This window comes from Variovorax glucosi (assembly GCF_051216695.1).
In the GTDB taxonomy this organism is placed as follows: Bacteria; Pseudomonadota; Gammaproteobacteria; order Burkholderiales; family Burkholderiaceae_C; genus Variovorax.
The window spans coordinates 1,163,623-1,186,376 of the sequence record NZ_JBPJZE010000001.1; the positions used below are offsets into that span (position 1 = coordinate 1,163,623).

Consider the following 22,754-nt stretch of genomic DNA (forward strand, 5'->3'; position numbering starts at 1 on the left):
CGACTGTGGCTAGGGAAGGGCCTGAGTACTGTGGCATTGTGCCACGGCAGCCAGATGACACCGGTTGGCATCTGGCGGCGTTGTAGGAGCACGTCAGTGCGCCACAAGTTCCTTTATCCGCTGAAGCGACGAAGGATCCTCGATCGTGGTCAGGTCGCCGGGGTCGCGCGCCTCGCACACCGCCTGGATGGCGCGCCGCAGCAATTTTCCGCTGCGCGTCTTCGGCAGCGCCGTCACGACATACACCCGCGCGGGACGGGCCAAGGCGCCTAGATCGTCGGCGACGCGCTTCATGATCTCGCCCTCGAACGCCCGGATCGCGGCTCCATCGGGCTCCGCGGCATCGCGCGAAACCACGAAAGCCACCGCGACCTGCCCTTTCAGCGCATCGGCGATGCCCACCACGGCCACCTCGGCGACGCCGGCGTGGCCGGAAATGCTCTCCTCGATCTCTCGCGTGCCGAGCCGATGGCCGGCGACGTTGATCACGTCGTCGGTGCGCCCGAGGATGTAGAAATAGCCGTCGGCGTCCCGGATGCCCCAGTCGAAGGTCGAGTACACGGTCTTGCCGGGAATGCTCTTCCAGTACGTTTCCACGAATCGCCTGTCGTCCCGCCAGATCGTCTGCATGAAACCGGGCGGCGTCGGGCCCTCGATGACGACGACTCCCTTTTCGTTCGGCGCGGTCAGTTCCTCGCCGGTCGACTCGTGAACGATCTTCACGCGCCAGCCGTACATCGGTACGCCCGGGCTGCCGAATTTGCTCGCCTTCTTCTCGACGCCCGTGGCGATGGTGATGATCGGCCAGCCGGATTCGGTCTGCCAGTAGTTGTCGATGATCGGCACGCCGAGGCCGTCCGCGATCCAGCGCGCGGTCGGTTCGTCGAGCGGCTCGCCGGCAAGGAAGAGCGCGCGCAGGCTCGACAGGTCGTACTTCTTCAGCAGCGCCGGGTCCTGCTTCTTCAGCACCCGCACGGCGGTCGGCGCGCTGAACATCACCGTCACGCTGTATTTCTCGACCAGGCTCCACCAGATGCCTCCGTTCGGCTGGCCGTCCAGGCCCTGCGTCGGCAAACCCTCGTACATGATCGTCGCCATGCCTGCGATCAGCGGGCCGTAGACGATGTAGCTGTGGCCGACGACCCAGCCGATGTCGCTGGTGGAGAAGTACGTTTCGCCGGCGCGGCCGTCGAAGATGTGCTTCATGCTGGCCGCCAGCGCGACCGCGTAGCCGCCGGTGTCGCGCTGCACGCCCTTGGGCTTGCCGGTGGTGCCGCTGGTGTAGATGGTGTAGCTGATCTCGGTCGATTCGAGCCAGACGCAGGGCACGACGGCGTCGCGGTGCCGTTCGGCCAGGTCGCGCATCAGGTGATCGCGGCCCGCGTCCATCGCCATCGGCGCCAGGCCGCGGTCGGCCAGCAGCACGGCGACCGGCTTGTGCTTCGACAGCCGGATCGCCTCGTCGAGCAGTGGCTTGTATGCCAACACCTTGCCGGCACGCGATCCGGCGTCGGCGCTGACGATGACGGTCGGCTCGGCGTCCTCGATGCGCGAGGCCAGCGAGCCGCTGGCGAAACCGCCGAACACGACGCAATGCACCGCGCCGATGCGTGCGCAGGCCAGCATCGCGAAGGCCGCTTCCGCAATCATCGGCATGTAGATCAGCACGCGATCGCCGCGCTTCACGCCAAGCGCCAGGAGACTCGCGGCAGTGCGCTGTACCTCGGCATGCAGTTCGCGGAAGCTGTAGCTGCGTTCGAGCCCCGTCTCGGTCGAGATGCAGATCAGCGCCGGCTGGTCGCCTCGCGCATCGAGATGCCGGTCGACGGCGTTGTGACACAAATTGGTGGTGCCGCCGATGAACCAGCGCGCAAACGGCGGATTGCCGGCGTCGAGGATCTGGCGTGGCGGCGTCTGCCAGTCGATCAGGTCGGCCTGTTCGGCCCAGAAGGCTTCGTTGTCGTCGACGGACCGGCGATAGAAGTCACCATAGTTGCTGGGGGAAGTCATGTCGTTTTGTCTCCTGGTACGCCCCGCTTATCTTGCGGTGCTGCACGACAGATTGTGTGCCTGTCAGCGGATCAGGCCCTGGAATTCCCTGAACGCCGGATGCTCCGCCGTGCGCAGCCATTCGAAGCCGACCATCTCGGTCGTCACCAGCTCCGCGCCCGCGCCGGCAAGGCGGTCGAAGGCGGCATCGCGGTTGCGTTCGGTGCGCGAGCTGCAGGCGTCGGTCACGACCCAGACTTCGAACTCGTCTTCCAGCAGATCGAGCGCCGTCTGCATCAGGCAGACATGGGCTTCGCAGCCGGCGATCACGACGGTGTTGCGCTCCTCGGTCGCCCCGGAAGGCTTCTGCAGATGCTTCGGCAGGCTGCGGGCATTGCCCTGCGGCGCCTTGGCCGGCGGGCGCAGCCATTCGCCGAGGCCTTCCTCGACGCCGCTGAAATGCATCTTGGCCAGCGTCTGCTGGCACAGCGCGCGGATCTCGGGCAGGTTTTCGCCGAGCTTCGACGGGTTCTGCTCTGTACCCCAGACCGGAACCTCGAGCATCTTCGCGATCCTGCCGAGCCGCACCGCGTTGGCGGCAGCGACGTCGGCTTCGAGGATGGCGGGCATCAGGCGCGCCTGGTAGTCGACCAGGACGAGTTGGGACAGAGAAACGTCGAGCAGCATGGAAAGTCCTTGGAATTCTTGAATGAGCGGGTCGAAGCAGGTTGCTCCGGATCGTCGGAGAATCGCACAAAAACCCACGGCGCCATGAGCGACCGACCATTGAGAGACAAACCCGATGAACGCTTCCAGTCCGCAATCCCATCTTCTTTCCGGCGCCGAATACCGCGAGTCGTTACGACGCTACCGGCCCAACGTCTTCGTCGACGGACGCAAAGTGGAAAGCGTGGCCGACGAAGCCGCCTTCCAGCCCGGTATCAACGCCATCGCGCTGACCTACGACTACGCGCTGCGCCCCGAATACGAGCGGCTGATGACGGCCGTCCAGCACACCAGCGGCAAGCGCGTGAACCGCCTTTCCCACATCAACACCAGTTCGGGCGACCTGCTCAACAAGCTGGAAGCCGTGCGTCTCGTCTGCCAGGAAACCGGTTGCGCCCAGCGCTACCTGACGCACGATGCGCTCAACGCGATCGCACAGGTGTCGGCCCGCATCGACGATGCCCGCGGCAGCACCGAGCACACCGCACGCTTCCAGCACTACCTCCACAGAATCCAGGACCAGGACCTGACGCTCGGCGTGGCAATGACCGATGCCAAGGGCGACCGCAGCCGACGCCCGCACGAGCAGGCCAATATCGACAGCTACCTTCACGTCGTCGAGCGCAATGCGAAAGGAATCGTCATTTCCGGCACCAAGGCCATCGTGACAGGCGCGCCGTATGTGCATGAACTGCTGGTGATGCCGTGCCGCAACATGGGCAAGGAAGACGCCGACTTCGCCGTCTGCTGCGCGGTGCCGCTCGACGCACCCGGCCTGACCATCGTCGCTCGTCCCGCCGGACGCCCCGGCGAGAAGCTGGAGCATGGCGATGCGCTCTTCAGCCGCAAATACGGCCAGAGCACCGGCGTCTGCATGTTCGACCGCGTCTTCGTGCCGTGGGACGACGTCTTCTATGCCGGCGAGTGGGAGCATTCCGGCCACCTGACCTACAGCTACGCGACGCACCACCGCCACAGCTGCATCGGTGCACGCGCCGGCTTCGGCGACCTGCTAATCGGCGCCGGCGCGCTGATGTGCGAGGCGAACGGCTTCGATCCGGGCAGGGAAACGCACCTGCGCGAGCAGATGGTCGAACTCATCACCATCACCGAGAGCTTCTTCGCCTGCGGCGTGGCGGCCAGCGTCTATGCCAAGGCCGACGAGCATTGCGAAGTCTTCATGCCCGACCCGGTGTTCAGCAACATCGGCAAGTTGTTGCTGGCAACCAAGATCTACGACATGCACCGCATCGCGCACTACGTGAGCGGCGGGCTGATCGTCACCCTCCCCGGCCCGGATGAAGACCACAACCCCGAGACCGCCGCGCGCCTTTCCGAGGTACTGCGCGCCAACCCGGACGTGCCGTACGAGCAGCGTATCGAAACCGCCCGCTTCATCGAAGACCTGACCGCCGGCTATCAGGGCGGCTGGTACAGCGTGATCAGCCTGCACGGCGGCGGGTCGCCGGCTGCGATGAAGCAGGAGATCTACCGCAACTATCCGATCGGATCGAAGGTGGAACTGGTCGAACGCATCCTCGAGCGCGGCATCGCGGCCGACGGATCGCCGGCAGCGGCGCCGCACGATCCGGCGCGCGCCATCACGCGCAATCGCCAGCCCGGCAAATGCTGCGACACGGGTTGCACGACGCCCGGACAGCCGGTGATGGTCGATCTGCCGGTGACGACGCGGCCTGCCGATCGGGCGTCAGCCAAATGAGCGGCTTGAAATTCGCGGCGCGGTGTCGCATCGCGCTTCTCTCCTGCGCCGCCCTTTTCGCGACCGGCTGCGTCAATCTGCGCTCCGCCAGCGCGCCGATGTACACGCAGACCGACGCGAGCCAGTGCGTCGCGCGGGCGGACACGCTGATCGTCATGCTGCCGGGCGTGTATTCGTATCCCGATGAATTCGTCCGCGAAGGTTTCGTGAAGGCCGTGCAGGACAGCCGCCTCGCGGCGGACGTGGTTCGCGTCGATGCGCATCTCGGTTACTACCACAAGAACGCGTTCGTCGAACGGTTGCGCCAGGATGTGATCGGACCGGCCAAGTCACGCGGCTATCGCGCGATCTGGATCTTCGGCATCTCGCTGGGCGGGTTCGGTGGATTGATCTACGCGCAGGAACATCCGGAAGACATCGCCGGCGTGGTCGCGCTCGCGCCCTATCTCGGCGCGCCGACGATCTCCGATGAAGTGGCGAAAGCGGGCGGATTGATGCGCTGGTCCGCCGCTGCGAATCCTGTCTCGGACGTGCGCTCGCAACGGGAAACGGCGTTATGGACATCGCTCCAACGCTACGGATCGCCCATGGCGGCGACGCTGCCGCAACTTTGGCTCGGCTACGGAAAAGCCGATCGATTCGCGACCAGCAACGGGCTTCTGGGCGCCGTACTGCCGCCCGAACGCGTCTTCACTACCGAAGGCGGTCACGACTGGGCGCCATGGCTTCGTCTCTGGAAGTCGACCCTTGCCACCTTGCCTGTGTCTCGCTGCTCGTCCTGAGCGCCATTGAAACCGCTCATGGCGGCTTCAGGCGCAACAGCTTTCCCCTGGATTCATCGGTCAGTACATATAAGAAGCCGTCCGGGCCCAGCTTCGCGTCGCGGATTAGCGCGTTGCCGACTTTCCCTCCGCCGTGGTTTTCGCCGTAACTTGAAGACGGGCCAGCCATGTTTCTTGCCAGCCTGCCGCCCACGCGGCGTGAGGACAGGAGATCCATGCAGATTATTTGGAAACGTCTGTTCGCATTCCGTTGCAATTCAATTTGCTAATGTGGTTCAACAAACTTTTGCATTACTTCCAAATCGGATTTTGAAATCCGCAATATGCATACTTTCTTTGTAAGCCAATGCATGCGTACTCAAAAAGTTCAACAAAAACAAGGGGTTACGAAGCTGATTTAAGCGGCAAATGAGGTTGACACACGCTTTCGTCATCAATATCCTACGACTCATGCGATTGACTGTCCTACTTTCCGTTCTCCTCCTGGCTTCAGCCGCCCACGCGGCTCCTTCCAACGACAGATCGGACGAGATGGACAAGATGCTTGCCGACAAAGGCATCGTCAGCCACCTCCAGCATGTCAGTCGCGACGTCGTCGACCGCACCTCCGACCTCGTCGTCACCGCCATCGGCTTCCTCGGCGTTCCCTACCGGCGTGGTGGCAACACCGCAGAAACCGGCTTCGACTGCAGCGGCTTCGTCCGAGCGATGTACAACCAGACCATTGGTCACCTTCTTCCTCGCCGTGCAGAAGAGCAGGCAGCGGCGACTGAAAAGGTCGATCGTGGCGATCTGAAGCCGGGCGATCTGGTGTTCTTCAACACGATGCGCCGGGCTTTCAGCCATGTCGGCATCTATGTTGGTGATGGCAAGTTCATTCATGCGCCGAAACCCGGTGCCACGGTTCGCGTGGAAGACATGACCGGGAGTTACTGGCAGCGGCGCTTCGATGGCGCGCGGCGGGTGCAGGATGACGGTGGACAGGTGGCTGGCGAGTAAGCTGGACTGTCGACGTTGCTTTCGATATCGATATACCGAGAGCCCAACAAAAAACCCGCCGCGGCGGGTTTTTTGCTGTCTGTCGCTAACGAGCGCTAGCGCTTCACAGGCGGCAGATCCGTACAGCTCCCATGCGCCGCTTCCGCAGCCAGCCCGATGCTCTCGCCCAGCGTCGGATGCGGATGGATCGTCTTGCCGATATCGACGGCGTCCGCGCCCATCTCGATCGCCAGCGCGACCTCGCCAATCATGTCGCCCGCATGCGTGCCGACGATGCCGCCGCCGACGATGCGGTGCGTTTCGGCGTCGAACAGCAGCTTGGTAAAGCCTTCGTCGCGGCCGTTGGCGATCGCGCGGCCCGAGGCGTTCCAGGGAAACAGGCCCTTGGTCACCTTGATGCCGTCGGCCTTGGCCTGGTCTTCGGTCAGGCCGACCCAGGCCACTTCAGGATCGGTGTACGCCACGCTCGGGATCACGCGGGCGTTGAATGCAGCGCTTGCCAGTTCCTTGTCGCCCTTGATCTCGCCGGCGATGACTTCCGCCGCCACGTGCGCTTCGTGCACCGCCTTGTGCGCCAGCATCGGCTGGCCGACGATGTCGCCGATGGCGAAGATGTGCGGCACGTTGGTGCGCATCTGGATGTCGACCGCGATAAACCCGCGGTCACCTACGGCAACGCCGGCCTTCTCGGCACCGATCTTCTTGCCGTTCGGGCTGCGGCCGACGGCCTGGAGCACCAGGTCGTACAGCTGCGGTTCCTTGGGCGCGTTCTCGCCTTCGAACGTCACCCTGATACCGTCCTTGGTCGCCTCGGCGCCGACCGTCTTGGTCTTCAACATGATGTTGTCGAAGCGCGGCGCGTTCATCTTCTGCCAGACCTTCACCAGGTCGCGGTCGGCGCCCTGCATCAGGCCGTCGAGCATTTCGACCACATCGAGGCGTGCGCCGAGCGACGAATACACCGAGCCCATTTCGAGGCCGATGATTCCGCCGCCGAGGATCAGCATGCGCTTAGGGTCATGCCCGAGCGCCAGCGCACCGGTCGAATCGACGACGCGCGGGTCCTTGGGCATGAACGGCAGGTGCACGGCCTGCGAACCGGCCGCGATCACGCAATTGCGGAACTTGATCGTCTGCGGCGCCTTGCCGGTGGTCGTGCGACCTTCGCCTTCCGTTTCCTGCACCTTGAGGTGGTACGGATCGACGAACTCGCCGACGCCGCGCACGGTCGTGACCTTGCGCATCTTCGCCATCGCGCTCAGACCGCCGGTCAGCTTGCCCACGACCTTGTTCTTGCGCTCCAGTAGCTTCGCGCGGTCGATGACCGGCTCGCCATAGCTCACGCCGAGATCGGCGAAGTGCTTGACCTCGTCCATCACGGCCGCGACGTGCAGCAGCGCTTTCGACGGAATGCAGCCGACGTTCAGGCAGACGCCGCCGAGCTTGGAATAGCGCTCGACCAGCACGACCTTGAGGCCCAGATCGGCTGCGCGGAACGCAGCGGAATAACCGCCGGGGCCGGCACCGAGCACCAGCAGGTCACATTCGATATCGACCGGTCCGCTGTACGTTCCGGCCGGTGCAGGTGCACGCTGCGCAGGTGCCGCGACCGGCGAAGGTGCGGGCGCCTGACTCTCGCCGACCGTTCCTGCCGCAGGCGCGGCGGGTGCGGGTGCGGGTGCGGGCGCCGATGCAGCCGCCGGTGCCGCAGCAGAGGCGCCTTCGCCGACTTCCAGCGCCACCACGACCGAGCCCTGCTTGACCTTGTCGCCCACCTTGACGGCGATCGACTTCACCACGCCGCCGGCCGACGATGGAATTTCCATTGACGCCTTGTCCGATTCCACAGTGATCAGCGACTGCTCGGCTTTCACCGTGTCGCCGACCTTCACCAGCACTTCGATCACCGCGACTTCGTCGAAATCGCCGATGTCCGGCACCATGATCTGTTGTTCGCTCATGCTGATCGTTCCTTTACAGCACGATGCGGCGGTAGTCCGCCAGCAGTTGGCCCAGATAGGCATTGAAGCGTGCGGCCAGGGCGCCGTCGATGACACGATGGTCGTACGACAGCGACAGCGGCAGCACCAGGCGCGGCACGAACTGCTTGCCGTCCCACACCGGCTTCATCTGACCCTTCGAGAGGCCGAGGATCGCGACTTCGGGCGCGTTGATGATGGGCGTGAAATGCGTGCCGCCGATGCCGCCGAGCGAGCTGATCGACATGCAGCCGCCCTGCATGTCGGCCGAGCCGAGCTTGCCGTCGCGGGCCTTCTTGGCCAATTCGCCCATTTCCTGGCTGATCTGCATGATGCCCTTCTTGTCGGCATCCTTGAGCACCGGAACGACCAGCCCGTTCGGCGTGTCCGCCGCGAAGCCGACGTTGAAGTACTGCTTGTAGACCAGCGTGTCGCCGTCGAGGCTGGTGTTGAACTCGGGGAATTTCTTCAGGCCCGCGACCACCGCCTTGATCACGAAAGCCAGCATCGTGACCTTGACGCCCGACTTCTCGTTCTCCTTGTTGGTGGAGACGCGGAACGCTTCGAGTTCGGTGATGTCCGCTTCGTCGTTGTTCGTGACGTGCGGGATCATCACCCAGTTGCGGTGCAGGTTCGCGCCGCTGATCTTCTTGATGCGCGACAGGTCCTTGCGCTCGACCGTGCCGAACTTGGCGAAGTCGACCTTCGGCCACGGGATCAGTCCGAGCGCCGCGCCGTCGCCGCCGCCCGAAGCGGCAGGCTTGGCGGACGCTGCCGCAGCCTTGGTCGCGGTCTGGCCGCTCATCACCGATCTGGTGAAGCCCTGGATGTCTTCCTGAGTGATCCGGCCCTTGGGACCGGAGCCCTTGACCTCGTCGAGCGGCACGCCGAGTTCGCGCGCGAACTTGCGGACCGACGGCGATGCGTGGGGGAGACCGGTGGCAGGTGTCTTGCCGGGTTCATGTGCCGCCGGTGCGGGCGCGGACGCCGAGGCAGACGCGGTGCTTGCGCTCGCCTGGGGGACTGCCGCAGGTGCCGATGCCGGTGCAGCAGGAGCGGCAGCAGCAGGTGCAGCGGCTTGCGGTGCTGGCGCAGCCGAACCGCCCGCAGCGCCTTCCAGCACCGCGATCAGGTCGCCGATGTTGACGACGTCGCCGACCTTGACCTTCAATTCCTTGAGCACGCCGCCAGCGGACGACGGGATCTCCATCGACGCCTTGTCGGACTCGACCGTGATCAGCGACTGGTCGGCCTTGATCGTGTCGCCCGGCTTGACGAGCAGCTCGATGACGGACACGTCCTTGAAGTCGCCGATGTCGGGGACCTTGACGTCCACCGGGCCGGATGCTGCAGGTGCAACGGCCGGAGCGGGAGCAGGTGCCGCGGCAGCCGGTGCGGGCGCAGCCGCCGGAGCCGCAGCGGGCGCGGCGACGGGCGCCGGCGCAGCGCCGCCACCTTCGGCTTCCACGATCAGCACGACCGAGCCTTCCTTCACCTTGCCGCCCACCTCGACCTTGATTTCCTTGACCACACCGGCCGTCGACGATGGAATCTCCATCGACGCCTTGTCCGATTCGACCGTGATCAGCGACTGTTCGGCTTTCACCGTGTCGCCCACTTTCACCAGCACCTCGATCACCGCGACTTCATCGAAATCGCCGATGTCCGGCACCTTGACTTCCACTGCTGCCATGTCGTTTGTCTCCGTATTTATGCGTACAGCGGGTTGGACTTTTCGGCGTCGATCCCGTACTTCTTGATCGCTTCGGCAACGGTGGTCGCCGGAATCACGCCGTCTTCGGCCAGCGCCTTGAGTGCGGACACCACGATGAAGTGACGGTTGATCTCGAAATGCTCGCGCAGCTTGGTGCGGAAGTCGCTGCGGCCGAAGCCGTCGGTGCCCAGCACCTTGTAGTTGCGGCCCTTCGGGATGTAGGGGCGGATCTGCTCGGCGAACGCCTTCATGTAGTCGGTCGAAGCGACCACCGGGCCTTCGCTGGCAGAAAGCTGTTCGGTGACGTAGGCGACTTGCGGCGCGTCGGTCGGGTGAAGCAGGTTCCAGCGGTCGGCGTCCTGGCCGTCGCGGGTCAGCTCGTTGAAGCTCGGGCAGCTCCACACCGCAGCGCTCACACCCCAGTCCTTCTCGAGCAATTCTTGCGCGACGAAGCTTTCGCGCAGGATCGTGCCGCTGCCGAGCAGCTGCACCGTCGGCGCAGCATTGGCGCCCTTTGCCGGCTTGACGACCGGCGCCTGGCGGCACAGGTACATGCCCTTGATGATCTGCTCTTCGGTGCCGGGCTGCAGGCCGGGCATCGCATAGTTCTCGTTCAGCAACGTGATGTAGTAGTAGACGTTTTCCTGCTTCTCGACCATGCGCTTCAGGCCGTGGTGCAGGATCACGCCGACTTCATGCGCGAAGGTCGGGTCGTAGCTGACGCAGTTCGGAATCGTGTTCGCCAGGATGTGGCTGTGACCGTCTTCGTGCTGCAGGCCTTCGCCGTTCAGCGTCGTACGGCCCGATGTGCCGCCCAGCAGGAAACCGCGCGCCTGCATGTCGCCGGCCGCCCAGGCCAGGTCGCCGATGCGCTGGAAACCGAACATCGAGTAGTAGACGTAGAACGGCACCATGATGCGGTTGTTCGTCGAATACGACGTGGCCGCGGCGATCCAGCTCGACATGCCGCCGGCTTCGTTGATGCCTTCCTGCAGGATCTGGCCGGCCTTGTCTTCCTTGTAGTACATGACCTGGTCTTTATCGACCGGGGTGTACTGCTGGCCGGCCGGGTTGTAGATGCCGATCTGGCGGAACAACCCTTCCATGCCGAAAGTACGCGCTTCGTCGACCAGGATCGGCACGACGCGCGGACCCAGCGCCTGGTCGCGCAGCAGCTGCGTGAGGAAGCGGACATAGGCTTGCGTGGTCGAAATCTCGCGGCCTTCGGCGGTCGGCTCCAGCACCGACTTGAAGGTCTCGAGCGACGGCACCGTGAAGCTCTCGTCGGCCTTGGTGCGACGCAGCGGCAGGTAACCGCCGAGCTTCTTGCGACGCTCGTGCAGGTACTGCATTTCCGGCGTGTCGTCGGCCGGCTTGTAGAACGGGATGTCAGCCAGCTGGCTGTCCGGCACCGGGATGTTGAAGCGGTCGCGGAAGGCCTTGATGTCTTCGTCGCCGAGCTTCTTCGTCTGGTGGACGTTGTTCTTGCCTTCGCCGATCTTGCCCATGCCGAAGCCCTTGACGGTCTTCACCAGCAGCACCGTCGGCTGGCCCTTGTGCTTCACGGCCGCGTCGAAGGCCGCATAGACCTTCTGCGCGTCGTGACCGCCGCGGCGCAGTTGCCAGATGTCGTCGTCGCTCATCTTCGAGACCATTTCCAGCGTGCGCGGATCGCGGCCGAAGAAGTTCTTGCGGACGTAGGCGCCGTCGTTGGCCTTGAACGACTGGTAGTCGCCGTCGTTCGTCTCCATCATCAGCTTGCGCAGCGCGCCGTCCTTGTCGCGGGCGAGGAGTTCGTCCCAGCCCTTGCCCCAGATCAGCTTGATCACGTTCCAGCCCGAACCGCGGAATTCGCCTTCGAGTTCCTGGATGATCTTGCCGTTGCCGCGCACCGGGCCGTCGAGGCGCTGCAGGTTGCAGTTGATGACGAAGACCAGGTTGTCGAGCTTCTCGCGCGCGGCCAGGCCGATGGCGCCGAGCGATTCGACCTCGTCCATTTCGCCGTCGCCGCAGAACACCCAAACCTTGCGGTTTTCGGTGTTGGCGATGCCGCGGGCATGCAGGTATTTCAGGAAGCGTGCCTGGTAGATCGCCATCAGCGGGCCAAGGCCCATCGACACCGTCGGGAACTGCCAGAACGCCGGCATCAGCTTCGGATGCGGGTAGCTCGAAAGACCCTTGCCGTCGACTTCCTGGCGGAAATTGAGCAGTTGCTCTTCGGTCAGGCGACCTTCGAGATAGGCGCGGGCATAGATGCCGGGCGAAACGTGACCCTGGATGTACAGGCAGTCGCCGCCGTGGTTTTCGCTCTCCGCATGCCAGAAATGATTGAAGCCGGCACCGAACATGCTGGCCAGCGAAGCGAACGAGCCGATGTGGCCGCCGAGGTCGCCGCCTTCGGGCGGATGCAGGCGGTTGGCCTTGACCACCATCGCCATCGCATTCCAGCGCATGTACGAACGCAGGCGTTCCTCGATCTCGAGGTTGCCGGGCGAACGCTCTTCCTGATCCGGCTCGATCGTGTTCACGTACGCGGTGTTGGCCGAAAACGGCTTGTCGATGCTGTGCTGGCGCGCATGTTCGAGCAGTTGTTCGAGCAGGAAATGCGCCCGCTCAGGACCTTCACTCTGAATGACCGCTGACAGTGCGTCGGTCCATTCGCGCGTTTCTTGCGCATCCGCGTCGTTCGCGGCCGAGCCGAATTGGTTCTCGGGATTTGCCGACATGCTTGTCTCCTTGATGGGTGCTTTGGCTTGGGAAAACTGGGCGGAAATGTCGCACAGAAACTGACGAATTTCAAATGGTGTTTTTGATTTCCACGATGTGGAATCCTTTGAGCCATTGATCAAATGCCAAAAACCACACGTTTCCTCCCCTCGTCAGTCTGACCCGTTTTGGCTGCGCCTTCGGCCCGGCAGCATTAGGACCTTCCCCTACACTCGAAGAATGCCCCTGTTCAGCCCGCTCGCCGCCGCACGCAGCGCCGTCAAAGCATCGCCCCTTCTCTGGTGGCGACGCTGGTGGCGTCGACAGACGCCGGTGCTGCAGGACGCGGTGGCGATGCTGGCGCCGCTGGCAGCCGTGCTGCTGTTCCTTGCGGCCATCGTCTGCGCCTTCTGGTATCTGCGTGCCGAGGAAGTCGAGCGCGAGCAGGAATCGGTCAAGCGCGACGTCGAATATGCGCAGCAACGCCTGCGCCTGCGGCTGCTCGAACGCCAGGAACAGCTGATGCGGCTGGCACGCGACGCGTCCAACCGCGAAATCGATTCGCCCGAGTTCACCAGCCGCGCAGAGTCCATGGTCAGCCAGTATCCCGAACTCCAGGCGGTCAGCTGGATCGATGACCGCAGGCGCTTCAAGGCCAACTACGCGGCGCCGAGCGTGCATCCGTCGCAGCAGCACGCGCTCGACGAGGTGCTGCGCCCCGGCGAAATCGAGAGCAATTACGCGCTAGCACGCGAACTGCGCCAGCCGGTCTTCTCGCAGCCGATGACGGGCGGCGATCCGGTCACGATGCTGCAGCTGCACATACCGCTGTACGACCAGGGGTTGTATGCCGGCGAAGTGCTGGGAGAGTTCTCGGTCGACAGCCTGTTGCGCTACGGCGTGCCGCCCGAGGTGAGCGCGCGTTACGCAGTGGCGCTGCTCGATGCAAAAGGCGGATTGCTGGCCGGCAATACCACGACACCACGCGACGCCGTCGCCCGCGCGCTGCCCTGGGTCGACCGCATCAACGAGTACGAAGTGCCGGTGTCGCCGGTAGGCAATGCGCTGGTGCTGCGCGCGCAGGCCTATCGCACGTCTCCCGGACTGGTCGGCAACGGGCTGTTCTGGCTGGTTGGCGCGCTCAGCGTGCTCACTGCCTGGATGCTGATCGGCACCTGGCGCCACACCCGGCGGCGACTGCAGACGCAGCAGGCACTGGTCGCCGAAACCAACTTCCGCCGCGCGATGGAAAACTCCATGCTGACCGGCATGCGCGTGCTGGACCTCGAAGGCCGCATCACCTACGTCAACGCCGCCTTCTGCGCGATGACCGGCTGGTCGGAGCCCGATCTCGTCGGCAAGAAACCGCCGTTTCCGTACTGGCTCGAATCCGACCGCGACGTCATGAACGAGCGGCTGGAAGAAGAACTGCATGGCCGCGCGCTGCCCGGCGGCTTCCAGGTCAAGGTGAAGCGCAAGAACGGCAGCGTCTTCAATGCGCGCCTGTACGTGTCGCCGCTGATCGATGCGCGCGGCCACCAGACCGGCTGGATGACGTCGATGACCGACATCACCGAGCCCACGCGCATCCGCGAGCAGCTTTCGGCGTCGTACGAGCGCTTCACGACGGTGCTGGAAGCGCTCGACGCCGCTGTGTCGGTGGCGCCGATCGGCAGCGAGGAACTGCTGTTCGCCAACAAGCTTTACCGCCTCTGGTTCGGCTCCGACACGGTCGGCCATCTCGGCATGGTGGCGCAGGCGGGCGTACCGGCTTCGGCGGCGCACGACGACACGCTCGACGACGTCGATCCGTTCGCCGGCCTGCCGATCGACACGCTGACCACGGCCCAGCCGGCCAACAACGAAATCTTCGTGCCGGAGCTCGGCAAATGGCTCGAGGTCCGCTCGCGCTACCTGACTTGGGTGGACGGACGGCTGGCCCAGCTCGTGATCGCCACGGACATCACGCCGCGCCGCGTTGCCGAAGAGCAGGCCGCGGCGCAGGCCGACCGTGCCCATGCATCGAGCCGGCTGATCACGATGGGCGAGATGGCATCGAGCGTCGCGCACGAACTGAATCAGCCGCTGACGGCGATCACCAATTACTGCAACGGCATGGTGTCGCGCATCAAGAACCAGCAGATCGACACCGAAGCGCTTCTCGCTGCGCTGGAAAAGACATCGAAGCAGGCGCAGCGCGCGGGCCAGATCATCCAGCGCATCCGCTCGTTCGTGAAGCGCAGCGAGCCGAACCGGACGGCGTCGGACGTGGCGACGATGGTCAGCGAAGCGGTCGAACTGGCGGGTATCGAGCTCCGTCGGCGCAACGTGCGGCTGAACCATTACGTCGCCGCGCGGTTGCCGGTGCTGCAGGTCGACCCGATCCTGATCGAACAGGTGCTCGTGAACCTTCTGAAGAACGCCGCCGAGTCGATCGATCTGGCCGAGCGGCCACTGGCCCGTCGCAGCGTCGAATTGCGCGTGCTGCCGAAAGTGATCGAGGCGCAGAACGCGGTCGAGTTTTCGGTTCACGACACCGGCATGGGTCTGGCGCCGGAAGTCATGGACCGACTTTATGAAGCTTTCTTTTCGACCAAGGCGGAAGGCATGGGCATCGGCCTGAATCTGTGCCGAACCATCGTCGAATCGCATCGCGGACGGATGCAGGCGGAGAACATCTACAATGGTCCGGATGTCGTCGGATGCCGTTTTTCCTTCTGGATTCCGGTGCTGGACGCTATCAACTCCATAGCAAACGACGAGGCAAAGGTACCCGCATGAGTTTGATTCCGAAGAAGGGCACTGTCTACGTCGTCGATGACGACGAAGCCGTACGCGACTCCCTCCAGTGGCTGCTGGAAGGTAAGGACTACAGGGTCCGATGTTTCGACTCCGCAGAGTCCTTCCTCTCCCGCTACGACCCGCGCGAAGTCGCCTGCATGATCGTCGACATCCGCATGGGCGGCATGACGGGTCTGGAACTGCAGGACCGCCTGATCGAGCGCAAGTCGCCGCTTCCCATCGTCGTCATCACCGGTCATGGCGACGTGCCGATGGCGGTCGACAGCATGAAGAAAGGCGCAATGGATTTCATCCAGAAGCCGTTCAACGAAGACGAACTCGTGACGCTGGTCGAACGCATGCTCGAGCATGCTCGTGGCGCCTTCACACAGCACCAGCAGTCCGCCAGCCGCGACGCGCTGCTGTCCAAGCTCACCGGCCGCGAGGCGCAGGTGCTCGAACGCATCGTCGCCGGCCGCCTGAACAAGCAGATCGCCGACGATCTCGGCATCAGCATCAAGACGGTGGAGGCGCACCGCGCCAACATCATGGAAAAGCTCAACGCCAACACGGTCGCCGACCTGCTGAAGATCGCGCTGGGCCAGACCCAGCCGGCGGCCAAGACCTCCTGAACAACCCATAGCTATTGCCCGCATAGCGATAACTGCTCCCGACGCCTGCGCAAGCGGGCGTTTCTACTTGGAAAATCGAAACAGATGAAAGCCCAACTGATCGACGGCAACGCCCTCTCCCGCACGCTGCGCGGCGACGTGGCCGTGCGCGCTGCGGCACTCGAAGCGCGCGGCGTGACGCCCGGCCTGGCGGTGGTGCTGGTCGGCGAGAACCCGGCGAGCCAGGTCTACGTCCGCAACAAGGTCAAGGCCTGCGAAGACAACGGCCTGCACTCCGTGATGGAGAAATACCCGGCCGACCTGAGCGAAGCCGACCTGCTCGCCCGCGTCGATGCGCTGAATCGCGACCCCGCCATCCACGGCATCCTCGTGCAACTGCCGCTGCCGCCGCACCTCGACGCGCAAAAAGTCATCGAAGCGATATCGCCGGAAAAAGACGTCGACGGCTTCCACGTCGCCAGCGCCGGCGCGCTGATGACCGGAGCGCCGGGATTCTGGCCGTGCACGCCGTACGGCTGCATGAAGATGCTCGAATCGATCGGCTACGACCTGCGCGGCAAGCACGCGGTGGTCATCGGCCGCAGCAACATCGTCGGCAAGCCGATGGCGCTGATGCTGCTGGCCAAGAACGCCACCGTCACGATCTGCCACAGCGCGACGCCCGACCTGGGCGCCATGACCCGCCAGGCCGACGTGATCGTCGCGGCGGTCGGCAAGCGCAACGTGCTGACCGCCGACATGGTCAAGCCAGGCGCTGTCGTGATCGACGTTGGAATGAACCGGAACGACGAAGGCAAGCTGTGCGGCGACGTCGATTTCGCCGGCGTCGGCGAAGTCGCCGGCTGGATCACGCCGGTGCCGGGCGGCGTCGGCCCCATGACCATCACCATGCTGCTCGTGAACACCATCGAAGCCGCAGAACGGACTCTCGACTGACTTGAACTTGAGGCGCACGTCGCCAGATCACTCAAATGAACCAACCGCTGAACCCGCTCCTCGATTTCACCGACCTTCCGCTGTTCGACCACATAAAGCCGGCGCACGTCGCGCCCGCGGTCGATGCCCTGCTCGCCGAGTCCGAAGCCGCGCTTCAGACGGTGACGGCACCGGATTTTCCGGCCGACTGGCTGGCGATTTCCCGCGTGCTCGACGTCGCATCGGAGCGCTTCGGTCGTGCGTGGGGCGCCGTCGGCCATTTGAACGCCGTGGCCGATACGCCTGAACTGCGTGCCGCCTACAACGAGGCGATGCCGCGCGTCACCGCGTTCTGGACGCGCCTGGGTTCCGACGAGAAGCTGTTCGCGAAGTACAAGGCGATCGATCCGGCGACGCTCAACATCGAGCAGCGTCAGGCGCATCGCAATGCCGTGCGCAACTTCGTGCTCGGCGGTGCGGATCTGCAGGGCGCGGCCAAGGAGCGGTACGCCGCCATCCAGGAGCGCCAGGCCGAGTTGAGCCAGAAATTCAGCGAGCACGCGCTCGACGCGACAGATGCTTTCGGCTACTACGCCGAAGCCGGCGAACTCGAAGGTGTGCCGGAGGACACGATAGCCGCCGCCCGTGCCGCAGCCGAAGCCGACGGCAAGCCCGGCTACAAGCTCACGCTCAAGATGCCGAGCTACCTGCCCGTCATGCAGTTCGCCAGGAGCAGCGCGTTGCGCGAAACGCTCTATCGCGCCTATGTCACGCGTGCCAGCGAGTTCGGCGACCCGGCTTTCGACAACACCGCGTTGATCACCGAAATCCTCGCGCTGCGCGAGGAAGAGGCGAAGCTGCTCGGCTACAAGAACTTCGGTGAGTTGTCGGTGGTTCCGAAGATGGCGGATTCGCCGGAGCAGGTCGTGAAGTTCCTGCGCGACCTCGGCGTCAAGGCCAAGCCGTTCGGCGAGCGCGACGTGGCCGACTTGCGCGTCTTCGCGACCGAACAACTCGGCATGGCCGACCCGCAACCCTGGGACTGGACTTATGTCGGCGAGAAGCTCAAGGAAGCGCGCTACGCGTTCAGCGAGCAGGACGTGAAGCAGTATTTCCCTGCGCCGAAGGTGATGGCAGGATTGTTCAAAATCGTCGAGACGCTGTTCGAAGTGTCGATCCGCCGCGACGAAGCGCCGGTGTGGCATCCGACCGTCGAGTTCTACCGCATCGAGCGCGCCGGTGAGCGCGTCGGCCAGTTCTATCTCGACCCTTCGGCACGCGCCGGCAAGCGTGGTGGCGCCTGGATGGACGACGTTCGCGGCCGCTGGATCCGCCCCGACACCGGCGTGCTGCAGACGCCTGTCGCGCAACTGGTCTGCAATTTCGCCGAAGGCGTCGACGGCAAGCCGCCGCTTCTCACGCACGACGACGTGACGACGCTGTTCCACGAGTTCGGTCACGGCCTGCATCACATGCTCACGCAGATCAACGAGCGCGACGTGTCGGGCATCAGCGGCGTCGAGTGGGATGCGGTCGAGCTGCCGAGTCAGTTCATGGAAAACTTCTGCTGGGAATGGGACGTTCTGCAGCACATGACGGCACACGTCGACACCGGCCTGCCGCTTCCGCGCGATCTGTTCGACAAGATGACCGCTGCCAAGAACTTTCAGAGCGGTCTGCAGACGCTGCGCCAGATCGAGTTCTCGCTGTTCGACATGCTGCTGCATACCGAGTACCAGGCGGCGAATGCGAAGGCCGGCGGTGTGATGGCGCTGTTGGGCCAGGTGCGCAAGGACTTCGCAGTGATGCCTTCGCCGTCGTTCAGCCGCACGCCGAACACCTTCAGCCACATCTTCTCGGGCGGCTATGCAGCCGGCTACTACAGCTACAAGTGGGCCGAGGTGCTGAGCGCGGACGCCTACGCGGCGTTCGAGGAAACTGTCGGAAGCAATGGCGAACCGAGCATCGAGACCGGGCGCAAGTACCGTCAGGCAATTCTCGAAGCTGGCGGTAGCCGCAGCGCGATGGAGTCGTTCAAGGCGTTTCGCGGTCGCGAACCGCAACTCGACGCACTGCTCCGCCACCAGGGCATGGCCGAACCGCAGCCGGCCTGAAGTCCGAACCACGGGGTGCGCAGGCTGAGATACTCCGGGCGATGAAGATCACGGGAAATCCGATGCAAATTCACCCTCGTCGAGCCTCAGCCGGTTTGCTGCTCGCATCCGTCGTTGCCTGCTGCGCGTTGTCGGGCGTGCCTGACGCGTCTGCCCAGCAGGTATTCCGCCACGTCGACAGGAACGGCAAGCTGACCTTTTCCGATCAGCCGCAGGCGACGGATGTCACGGTTGCGCCGGCGCCCGCGGGGGCTTCCGGGGCAATCGGTTCAGCCGGTTCCGCCGGTTCCGCCAACGGCTCTGCATCCGGTGCAACGGCGACTCTGCCTTTCGAATTGCGTCAGGTCGTGCAACGTTTCCCGGTCACGCTCTACACGCGCGAGGACTGTGCGCCATGCGACACGGGGCGTGCGCTGCTGAACTCGCGCGGCGTGCCGTTCAGCGAACGTCAGATCAGGACACCGGAAGACAGCGAGGCCTTTTTGCGGCTCAGCAGCCAGGATGCGCTGCCGCTGCTCTCCATCGGCGCCCAGCAGCTCAAGGGGTTTTCCGACGTGACCTGGTCGCAATACCTCGACGCCGCGGGCTATCCCAAGAGCATCCAGTTGCCAGCCGGTTACCGGAATCCGCCGGCACAGCCGCTGGTGACCAACGCCTCGGCCGCGGCACCGGCCACAGCGCCGCAAGCGACGACATCGCCGTTGCCGCCGATCCCGCCAGCATCGACAGGCCCGACGCCCGGAAATCCTGCGGGCATCAAGTTCTAGTCGAATCGCAGCGTCTCGACGCCTGACGCCGTACCGAGCAGGCAAACCGTGGCGCGCTGGCGTGCGAACACACCCACCGTCACCACGCCCGGCCACTGGCTGACCTCGGTTTCGAAACCGAGCGGATCGGTGATCTTCAGCCCGGTCACGTCGACGATGTGCTGGCCGTTGTCGGTAACGAGCGCGACGCCGTCCTTCTCACGCACCTGCGCGATGCCGCCCATGCGTTCGAACTGCTTCATGATGCGCCGCGCCGCCATCGGGATGACCTCCACCGGCAGCGGGAACGCACCCAGCACGTCGACGCGTTTGGAAGCATCCGCAATGCACACGAACGCGCGCGACTGCGCAGCCACGATCTTCTCTCGCGTGAGCGCCGCACCGCCGCCTTTCACCATGAAGCCATGCCCGTCGATCTCGTCGGCGCCGTCGATGTAGACCGCCAGTTCGTCGACCGCATTGCTGTCGAATACTTCGATTCCCAGCGCACGAAGGCGCTCCGTCGAAGCTACCGAGCTCGATACGGCGCCGCGGATCCGGTCCTTGATCTCGGCCAGCGCCTCGATGAACTTGTTGACGGTGGAGCCGGTGCCGACGCCGACGATCTCGCCCTCGACGACGTAGTCGAGTGCGGCGCGGCCGACCTGCGCCTTGAGTTCGTCCTGGGTGAGTTGCGGGCTGGGGCGCGGGGTGGTCATCGGGGAGAATCCTTCTTTCTGTACGAAGCGTGAATTATCCGATGCTGCTGCCCGCCTCCCTCTATGGACTCGCCCGCCCTTTCCTGTTTGGCCTCGACGCGGAGCATGCCCACGAAATCACGCTCAATGCGCTGGACCGCACTCAGAACACACCGCTCGCGCGGCTTTACGGCACGCCTCGCGTCGCCGACCCGGTCACGCTGGCCGGCCTGCATTTTCCGAACCGCGTCGGTCTCGCGGCCGGGCTCGACAAGAACGCGCGCTGCATCGACGCTTTTTCCGCAATGGGATTCGGCTTCGTCGAAGTCGGCACCGTCACGCCGAAGCCGCAGCCCGGCAATGCCAAGCCACGCATATTCCGGCTGCCGGAACGCGATGCGCTGATCAACCGACTGGGATTCAACAACGACGGGCTCGACGCATTCGTCGCCAACGTTCAGCGCGCACGGTTCCGAACGTCCGGCCCGGCGCAGTCCAAGCCGATGTTGCTCGGCCTGAACATCGGCAAGAACGCATCGACGCCGATCGAGCGTGCGACCGACGACTACCTTCTTTGCCTCGAAGGCGTCTACCCGCACGCCGACTATGTGGTGGTGAACATTTCGAGCCCGAACACGGCGAACCTGCGCAGCCTGCAAAGCGACGAGGCACTCGATGCGCTGCTCGGAACGCTGATGGAGCGGCGGGCGATCCTGTCCGCGCGCCACGGCAGACAGGTGCCGATGTTCCTCAAGATCGCGCCGGATCTCGATCATACGCAGGTCGACGTGATCGCAGGTGCCTTGAAACGACACGGCATGGACGGCGTCGTCGCCACCAACACGACCATGTCGCGCGAAGCAGTCGCCGGACTGAAGCATTCGGAAGAAACCGGCGGTCTGTCGGGCGCGCCGGTGCGCGAGGCCAGCAATCGCGTCATCTCGCAGCTGCGTGCAGCGCTGGGAGGCGGATTCCCGATCGTCGGCGTGGGTGGCGTTTTCAGTGCTGCAGATGCGGTCGCAAAATTGGCCGCCGGCGCGGATGTCGTGCAGATCTACACCGGACTGATCTACCGAGGACCCGGCCTCGTGAGGCAGGTGGCGCAAGGACTGCGCGCCGCCCGCAGTGCCTGAACCCGACCGAGAACCCTGCTACTTGGTGAATCGGGGAATCGCAAACTCAGCGAATCCGCCACAGGATCGGTGCGAGAAGCGCCGACCAGCGCAACAGCCTGCCGGGCTTCACGACAGCAATCACCACGGCGGCAGCAACGCCCGTTGCCACGGGATGCGCGCGCGCCAGCCGTATGGCGGTCTGCTTGGGCGTTTCGTTTGCCGGTACCTTTCCCTGCTCGGGCCGGACATCGTCGCGTGCAGCCTTCATCACGGCGACGCGCTGGCGCTGGCGGTCGATGCGGGCCAGCAACTCGTCTCGGGTCGCAGGTCTGCGGGGACGCGGGGCATCTTCGGATGTCGGCGTGCCCTTGCCGACGCTCAAGCGGTTCTGCAGCCATTCCCAGTCGCGCTCGAACGTCTTCTGCGTCGTGTCGAGCGTGCCTGAAGCGCCGCGCAGCGTGCCGATCAGCGACAGCACGGCCGCCAGCCATAAAAGAACCCAGACACCGGCGACAGACCATGCGGCGGTCACCCGGTAGGAGGTGTCCCAGAAATTGACCACCACGGCCACGGAAACCAGGGCCACCGTGACGGTCGTGAGCGCAAGCACGGCAACCACGAGCAGCACCGTCGATTTGAGTCGCTGTTTCTCGTCGTGCCATGCCATCCGAAGCAGTTGCGCGCGGTCCTCGACGGCCAGTGCGCCCTCTCCCGCCGCGATCCTGACGCGGCGGATGCGCGCATCGAGCCCCAGGAAGGACAACAGTTTCTTCATTCAACCTCCCTCGGCGGCCGTTCGGCGTTTGTCCTGTGAATCAGCTGCGCTTGCCGATCAGCAGGCCGACCAGCACGCCGACCGCCAGTGCACCGGCCGCGATTTGCCAGGGTTCGTCGTGCGCGTAGGCATTGGCGGTGCTTGCCGCTTCCTTGGCCTTCTTTGCCGCAAGCTTGCTTTTTTCGGCGGCAAGTTCGCGCGCGATGGCGAGCTTGGCTTCGACGCGTTGACGCAAGGCCTTGATCTGCGGATTGGCAGCAAGGTCCATGGTGCCCAGCACGCCCTTGACGTCGTTCGCCATGTCTTCGACGACGGCGTTGGCGGCAGCTTCCAGATTGTTGGATGCACTCATTGAATCGTTCC

The 22,754-nt window shown here is 64.5% G+C and carries 18 protein-coding genes; 9 read left to right on the forward strand and 9 right to left on the reverse strand.

Annotated features, from left to right (window positions below):
• Window positions 1-93 precede the first annotated feature (93 nt).
• Together ACSFA3_RS05515 and ACSFA3_RS05520 are read right to left on the reverse strand one after the other, a co-directional pair.
• Entirely contained in the window at window positions 94-2,010 is a 1,917-nt protein-coding gene (locus ACSFA3_RS05515; protein ID WP_435504369.1) for a propionate--CoA ligase, read from the reverse strand.
• 63 nt (window positions 2,011-2,073) lie between these two features.
• Entirely contained in the window at window positions 2,074-2,676 is a 603-nt protein-coding gene (locus ACSFA3_RS05520) for an isochorismatase family protein (RefSeq protein ID WP_435504370.1), read from the reverse strand.
• A 115-nt stretch (window positions 2,677-2,791) separates the two neighbouring features.
• Between ACSFA3_RS05520 and ACSFA3_RS05525 the strand changes: the two genes are divergently transcribed.
• A complete protein-coding gene (locus ACSFA3_RS05525) occupies window positions 2,792-4,435 on the forward strand; it encodes a 4-hydroxyphenylacetate 3-hydroxylase family protein (RefSeq protein ID WP_435504371.1) in 1,644 nt (547 codons plus the stop codon).
• Window positions 4,432-5,217: an alpha/beta hydrolase-fold protein gene (locus tag ACSFA3_RS05530; RefSeq protein ID WP_435504372.1), complete on the forward strand. Its 786-nt coding sequence runs from the start codon at window positions 4,432-4,434 to the stop codon at window positions 5,215-5,217. Before ACSFA3_RS05525 ends, ACSFA3_RS05530 begins: the two co-directional genes overlap by 4 nt.
• A gap of 16 nt (window positions 5,218-5,233) precedes the next feature.
• Here the strand turns inward: ACSFA3_RS05530 and ACSFA3_RS05535 are convergent, their stop codons facing one another.
• Window positions 5,234-5,434 carry a hypothetical protein gene (locus ACSFA3_RS05535; protein ID WP_435504373.1) on the reverse strand — a complete coding sequence of 67 codons (201 nt, stop codon included), beginning with the start codon at window positions 5,432-5,434 and terminating at the stop codon, window positions 5,234-5,236.
• Between the two features lie 233 nt (window positions 5,435-5,667).
• Here ACSFA3_RS05535 and ACSFA3_RS05540 point away from each other — a divergent pair, with 233 nt between their 5' ends.
• Window positions 5,668-6,216, forward strand: coding sequence for a C40 family peptidase (locus ACSFA3_RS05540; RefSeq protein ID WP_435504974.1), 549 nt, complete (start codon window positions 5,668-5,670; stop codon window positions 6,214-6,216).
• 95 nt (window positions 6,217-6,311) lie between these two features.
• On the opposite strand, the gene lpdA is transcribed toward ACSFA3_RS05540, so the two are convergent.
• Genes lpdA through aceE form a run of 3 tightly spaced genes read right to left on the reverse strand, consistent with a single transcriptional unit; the run spans window position 6,312 to window position 12,635 of the window.
• Window positions 6,312-8,177, reverse strand: coding sequence for a dihydrolipoyl dehydrogenase (gene lpdA / locus ACSFA3_RS05545; protein ID WP_435504374.1), 1,866 nt, complete (start codon window positions 8,175-8,177; stop codon window positions 6,312-6,314).
• A 13-nt stretch (window positions 8,178-8,190) separates the two neighbouring features.
• Complete coding sequence (aceF, locus tag ACSFA3_RS05550) at window positions 8,191-9,888, reverse strand: dihydrolipoyllysine-residue acetyltransferase (RefSeq protein WP_435504375.1); 1,698 nt, start codon at window positions 9,886-9,888, stop codon at window positions 8,191-8,193.
• A gap of 17 nt (window positions 9,889-9,905) precedes the next feature.
• Entirely contained in the window at window positions 9,906-12,635 is a 2,730-nt protein-coding gene (gene aceE / locus ACSFA3_RS05555) for a pyruvate dehydrogenase (acetyl-transferring), homodimeric type (protein ID WP_435504376.1), read from the reverse strand.
• 220 nt (window positions 12,636-12,855) lie between these two features.
• On the opposite strand from aceE, the gene ACSFA3_RS05560 reads away from it, so the two are divergent.
• The 5 genes from ACSFA3_RS05560 to ACSFA3_RS05580 all read left to right on the forward strand — a co-directional run bounded on the left by ACSFA3_RS05560 (window position 12,856) and on the right by ACSFA3_RS05580 (window position 19,824).
• Window positions 12,856-15,396 carry a PAS domain-containing sensor histidine kinase gene (locus ACSFA3_RS05560; RefSeq protein ID WP_435504377.1) on the forward strand — a complete coding sequence of 847 codons (2,541 nt, stop codon included), beginning with the start codon at window positions 12,856-12,858 and terminating at the stop codon, window positions 15,394-15,396.
• Window positions 15,393-16,028, forward strand: coding sequence for a response regulator transcription factor (locus ACSFA3_RS05565; protein WP_435504378.1), 636 nt, complete (start codon window positions 15,393-15,395; stop codon window positions 16,026-16,028). Before ACSFA3_RS05560 ends, ACSFA3_RS05565 begins: the two co-directional genes overlap by 4 nt.
• Window positions 16,029-16,112: 84 nt before the next feature.
• Entirely contained in the window at window positions 16,113-16,964 is an 852-nt protein-coding gene (folD, locus tag ACSFA3_RS05570) for a bifunctional methylenetetrahydrofolate dehydrogenase/methenyltetrahydrofolate cyclohydrolase FolD (RefSeq protein ID WP_435504379.1), read from the forward strand.
• A 35-nt stretch (window positions 16,965-16,999) separates the two neighbouring features.
• On the forward strand, window positions 17,000-19,057 hold the full coding sequence (locus ACSFA3_RS05575; protein ID WP_435504380.1) for a M3 family metallopeptidase: 2,058 nt from the start codon (window positions 17,000-17,002) through the stop codon (window positions 19,055-19,057).
• 62 nt (window positions 19,058-19,119) lie between these two features.
• On the forward strand, window positions 19,120-19,824 hold the full coding sequence (locus tag ACSFA3_RS05580) for a DUF4124 domain-containing protein (protein ID WP_435504381.1): 705 nt from the start codon (window positions 19,120-19,122) through the stop codon (window positions 19,822-19,824).
• Here the strand turns inward: ACSFA3_RS05580 and rpiA are convergent.
• Window positions 19,821-20,522, reverse strand: a complete 702-nt coding sequence (gene rpiA, locus ACSFA3_RS05585) for a ribose-5-phosphate isomerase RpiA (protein ID WP_435504382.1) — start codon at window positions 20,520-20,522, stop codon at window positions 19,821-19,823. The genes ACSFA3_RS05580 and rpiA overlap by 4 nt on opposite strands.
• 41 nt (window positions 20,523-20,563) lie before the next feature.
• Here rpiA and ACSFA3_RS05590 point away from each other — a divergent pair, with 41 nt between their 5' ends.
• The gene (locus ACSFA3_RS05590) at window positions 20,564-21,634 is read left to right on the forward strand and encodes a quinone-dependent dihydroorotate dehydrogenase (protein WP_435504975.1); all 1,071 of its coding nucleotides are present in this window, start codon (window positions 20,564-20,566) and stop codon (window positions 21,632-21,634) included.
• Between the two features lie 46 nt (window positions 21,635-21,680).
• Here ACSFA3_RS05590 and ACSFA3_RS05595 read toward each other — a convergent pair whose 3' ends face one another.
• Together ACSFA3_RS05595 and ACSFA3_RS05600 are read right to left on the reverse strand one after the other, a co-directional pair.
• A complete protein-coding gene (locus ACSFA3_RS05595) occupies window positions 21,681-22,391 on the reverse strand; it encodes a phage holin family protein (protein ID WP_435504383.1) in 711 nt (236 codons plus the stop codon).
• 40 nt (window positions 22,392-22,431) lie between these two features.
• Entirely contained in the window at window positions 22,432-22,743 is a 312-nt protein-coding gene (locus ACSFA3_RS05600; RefSeq protein WP_435504384.1) for a glycine zipper domain-containing protein, read from the reverse strand.
• Window positions 22,744-22,754: the final 11 nt, after the last annotated feature.